The sequence below is a fragment of the Brevundimonas sp. genome, assembly GCF_036405315.1.
Taxonomy (GTDB): Bacteria; Pseudomonadota; Alphaproteobacteria; order Caulobacterales; family Caulobacteraceae; genus Brevundimonas.
Window position 1 is genome coordinate 1 of sequence record NZ_DASWXW010000014.1, and the last position, 4,141, is coordinate 4,141.

5 protein-coding genes and 1 tRNA gene are annotated in these 4,141 nt (G+C 67.1%); 4 read left to right on the plus strand and 2 right to left on the minus strand.

The genetic code is table 11. The features are described from left to right. The coding region (locus VGE49_RS00680) for a cobaltochelatase subunit CobS (RefSeq protein ID WP_331032667.1) at nucleotides 1-697 on the plus strand (697 nt) is incomplete at its 5' end. A gap of 206 nt (nucleotides 698-903) precedes the next feature. Continuing rightward, on the plus strand, nucleotides 904-2,313 hold the full coding sequence (locus VGE49_RS00685) for an alkaline phosphatase PhoX (RefSeq protein WP_331032668.1): 1,410 nt from the start codon (nucleotides 904-906) through the stop codon (nucleotides 2,311-2,313). Here the strand turns inward: VGE49_RS00685 and VGE49_RS00690 are convergent. Beyond that, nucleotides 2,282-3,349: a COX15/CtaA family protein gene (locus VGE49_RS00690; protein WP_331032669.1), complete on the minus strand. Its 1,068-nt coding sequence runs from the start codon at nucleotides 3,347-3,349 to the stop codon at nucleotides 2,282-2,284. The genes VGE49_RS00685 and VGE49_RS00690 overlap by 32 nt on opposite strands. A 131-nt stretch (nucleotides 3,350-3,480) precedes the next feature. Here VGE49_RS00690 and VGE49_RS00695 point away from each other — a divergent pair, with 131 nt between their 5' ends. Together VGE49_RS00695 and VGE49_RS00700 are read left to right on the plus strand one after the other, a co-directional pair. Then, nucleotides 3,481-3,735, plus strand: a complete 255-nt coding sequence (locus VGE49_RS00695) for a transglycosylase (RefSeq protein WP_331032670.1) — start codon at nucleotides 3,481-3,483, stop codon at nucleotides 3,733-3,735. Continuing rightward, entirely contained in the window at nucleotides 3,735-3,941 is a 207-nt protein-coding gene (locus tag VGE49_RS00700) for a DUF2842 domain-containing protein (RefSeq protein WP_331032671.1), read from the plus strand. The genes VGE49_RS00695 and VGE49_RS00700 overlap by 1 nt, the downstream gene beginning before the upstream one ends. 65 nt (nucleotides 3,942-4,006) lie before the next feature. On the opposite strand, the gene VGE49_RS00705 is transcribed toward VGE49_RS00700, so the two are convergent. Next, nucleotides 4,007-4,083, minus strand: a tRNA-Pro gene (locus VGE49_RS00705). Nucleotides 4,084-4,141 lie beyond the last annotated feature (58 nt).

The window sequence follows — 4,141 nt, forward strand, 5'->3', positions numbered from 1 at the left end:
CAGCCACATCAGCCGCATCGATCTGATCGGCAAGGACGCCATCGTCCTGAAGGAAGGCAAGCAGATCACCGAGTTCCGCGAGGGCATCCTGCCCTGGTCGCTGCAACGCCCGGTCGCCCTGGTCTTCGACGAATACGACGCGGGCCGTCCCGACGTCATGTTCGTCATCCAGCGCGTGCTGGAGGCTCAGGGCCGCCTGACCCTGCTGGACCAGAACCGCGTCATTCGTCCGAACCGCTGGTTCCGCCTGTTTTCGACCACCAACACCATCGGCCTGGGCGACACCTCGGGCCTCTATCACGGCACCCAGCAGATCAACCAGGGTCAGATGGACCGCTGGAACATCGTCACGACGCTGAACTATCTCGACCACGACGTCGAAGCCGAGATCGTCGCCGCCAAGATCCCCGAGTGGAACGACGCCGACGGCAAGCGCCGCATCGCCGCCATGGTCCGCGTCGCCGACATGACCCGCAACGCCTTCATGAACGGCGACATCTCCACCGTCATGTCGCCCCGCACGGTCATCACCTGGGCCCAGAACGCCATCATCTTCGGCGGCGACTTGGCCCTCAGCTTCCGCCTGACCTTCCTGAACAAGTGCGACGAACTGGAGCGCCCCACCATCGCCGAGTTCTACCAGCGCGCCTTCGGCGAAGACCTGCCCGAAGCGGCGACGCGGGTGAAGATCGGCTAAGGCCCCTTCTTCCCTCCGCTCATCCCCGCGAAGGCCGGGATCCAGGTTGTAAGGCGCGTCGTCAGGCTCGCATCTAATCCTTCTCCCCTTGCGGGAGAAGGACAGCGCACCCCGCCCATAACGTCGCAGCCACGCAACCGTCACAGCTCCGTATCGCCCCTGTCGTCCGCGCGCGGTCTAAGCTTGGCCGTCAAACGGAGTCCCTCATGCGCCTGCAACGCCGCCAGCTGATCTCGACCGGAGCCGCCGCCTTCGCCTTCGCCGGCTTCGCCCGCAACGTCCACGCCCAAGCGGCAGGTGAAGAAACCTACGTCAATCAGGTCGAGGGCTATGGCCCGTTGAAAGCCGACCCCAACGGCCTGCTCGACCTGCCCGAGGGCTTTTCCTATCAGGTCATCTCGCAGAGCGGCGAGACGATGGACGACGGCCTGCTGGTCCCCGGCCAGCCCGACGGCATGGGTTGTTTCGCCCTGAGCCCCACCACGGTGGCCCTGGTCCGCAACCACGAACTGAAGGGGTCAAAGGCGCTGCACCGCAACATGGGGCCGGGCGGCTTCCATCATGAGCGCCTCGGCCTGCTGGATGCCTCGAAAGCCTATGACACCTACAAGGACGGCCGGCCCCTGCCCGGCGGCACAACCACCCTGGTCTATGACCTCGAAACCCGCAAAACGGTGCGCCAGCACCTGTCGCTGGCCGGCACCTCGACCAACTGCTGCGGCGGTCACACGCCTTGGGGGACCTGGCTGACCTGCGAGGAAACGGTCGAGACCCCCGCCGACGCCGACGTGACCAAGGCCCACGGCTGGGTGTTCGAGGTCCCCGCCGACGCCACCGGGCTGGTCGAACCCGTGCCGCTGAAGGCCATGGGCCGCTTCGATCACGAGGCCGTCTGCATCGATCCGCGCACCGGCATCGCCTACCTGACCGAGGATCAGGGCGACGGCCTCTTCTACCGCTTCATCCCCACGGTTCCGGGCCAGCTGGCGCGCGGGGGACGGCTGCAGGCCATGGCCTTCAAGGGGCAAGCCAGCGCCGACAGCTCCAACCACGACGCCCGCGCCTGGTCCGTCAACGACTGGCGCGAGGTCGAATGGATCGATCTGGACGACGTGGAATCCCCCAAGGACGACCTGCGCCATCGCGGCCATGCGGCAGGCGCCGTAAAGGTGGCGCGCGGCGAAGGGATATTCTGGGGCGAGAACGAGCTCTACCTGACCGCCACCTCAGGCGGGCCGCTGCGCCGCGGCCAGATCATGCGCTACGTCCCCTCGCCCGATGAAGGCGGCGCCGACGAAGCCCGCAATCCCGGCCGCATCCAGCTGTTCGTCGAAAGCACCGACCTGCGCACCATGAACATGGGCGACAACCTGTGCATCGCCCCCTGGGGCCACCTGATCGTCTGCGAGGACAACTATTCCGACGAGGTGCGCAACCACATCAAGGGCGTGACGCCCGACGGCCGCCTCTACACCATCGCCCGCAACGTCTTCACCGGGAACTCGGAGTTCGCCGGGACCGTGTTCTCGCCGGACGGCAGCGTCCTGTTCGTGAACATCATGTACCCCGGCCTGACCTTCGCGATCAGAGGCCCGTGGAACGCGGTCCGCTCATGAACAGGCGCGGGCGCGAGCGGCGGACCAGCCACAGGTTGACCGTCGCCGCGCCCAGCACCAGGGCCGCGACCGCCTGGTGCAGCGCGCCCAGGGTGATCGGCACGGCGTGCATCAGGGTGACGACGCCCAGCCCGGCCTGAAGCCACAGCAAGCCCGCCAGCACGAAGGCCGAGACGCCCAGGCCCTCGGCCAGCCGCCAGCGCCAGGCGTGGATGGCGTAGGCCGTGCCCGCCGCCAGCAGGACATAGGCCCCAAGGCGGTGATTGAACTGCACCAGACCATGATCGTGCAGGAAGGCCAGTCCGCCCATGCCCCACTCGACCGGCGGGAAGACCGCGCCGTTCATCATCGGCCAGTCGGTATAGACGAAGCCCGCCTTGGCCCCGGCCACCAGGCCACCTAGCAGACACTGAGCGAAGACAGCGGCCAGCAGCAAGGCCGCGCCCCAGGTCCAGCCCCGCGGCGAACGCGAATGGTCCGACCCGCTCCAGGCCTCCAGCCCGGTCCAGATCAGACCGGCGAAGATCAGGAAGGCCAGACCCAGGTGGGTCGCCAGCCGCTCAGGCGCCACGTCGACCCGCTCCGACAGGCCGCTGGACACCATCCACCAGCCGATCAGGCCCTGCAGCCCGCCGAGGCCCAACAGGATCAGGCAGCGCACGATCAGCCGCTTGGGCATCCGCCGCATCAGCAGGAAGATGACAAAGGGAACCGCGAAGACCACGCCGATCAGACGCCCGACCAGACGGTGCAGCCATTCCCACCAGAAGATGCCCTGGAACTCGCCCAGGCTCATGCCGGCGTTGACCTGGGCGTACTGCGGGATGGCCTTGTACTTGTCGAAGGCCTCGGCCCACTCGGCCGCGTTCAGCGGCGGGATGGCCCCCATGATGGGCTTCCACTCGGTGATCGACAGGCCCGAACCCGTCAGGCGCGTGACGCCGCCGATGACCACCATGGCGAAAACCATGGCCGCGCTGAAGAACAGCCACAACGCCACCGCGCGGCTGCGATCCTGATTCACAAAACGGTTCATTCGACGCCTGCCGTTCGCCCCGATACACTGTCGCCAAACCCACCGGGCGACCGGGGCGGTATGCCCCTCAAGCGCGGCAAGATCGAGTCGCTTTCGGCGCCAAGGCGTCGCACCATTCTGAAGGAGCGCCCGTGGCGCCATATGCGGATATCGCCATCGCCGTCGTCGGCGCCCTGGCCCTGGCCTGGATCGCCGACCTGCTGACCGGCCGTCGCGGCTTGGGCGGGACCATTCTGGTCGCCGCGGTCGGCGCGGGCTGCGGCGCCTTCCTGGCCATCCGGGTCTTCGCCGTGGCGACGCTGGGCGACTGGGTCTGGGTCGTCTGGTCGATGATCGCCGCCGTCATCTGCCTGGTCGCCTTCTTCCTGTTCCGGAGCAAACGCTGATGCCGCCGCGCGCTCGCCGATTCGTCGCCACGATCGGCGTCCTATTCTTCCTGGCCTTCTGGGTCTGGGGCGCGGTGACGATCAACGACCGCCTGCCGAACATCTGGTGGCTGGATCTGATCTTCTTCACGGTCGCGGGGATCGGCTGGGGCGTGCCCCTGATCCCGCTGCTGCGCTGGGCCGAACGCGAGCCGGGCGCCAAATAGGGCCGGAATTGCAAAAGGGGCCGCCCGAAAGCGACCCCTTTAACCAACCGATTTCCCAGAGGAAATGGTCGGAGCGACAGGATTCGAACCTGCGACCCCTTGACCCCCAGTCAAGTGCGCTACCAGGCTGCGCCACGCTCCGAAGGCGCTCCGTATAGACGGCGATTCCGCAGTCCGCAAACGCTAAAACGCTCTTTGAA

Coding starts and splice junctions, on each gene's coding strand:
- VGE49_RS00685 (WP_331032668.1), top strand. CDS start 904: ATGCGCCTGCAACGCCGCCAGCTGATCTCGACCGGAGCCGCCGCCTTC.
- VGE49_RS00690 (WP_331032669.1), bottom strand. CDS start 3,349: ATGAACCGTTTTGTGAATCAGGATCGCAGCCGCGCGGTGGCGTTGTGG.
- VGE49_RS00700 (WP_331032671.1), top strand. CDS start 3,735: ATGCCGCCGCGCGCTCGCCGATTCGTCGCCACGATCGGCGTCCTATTC.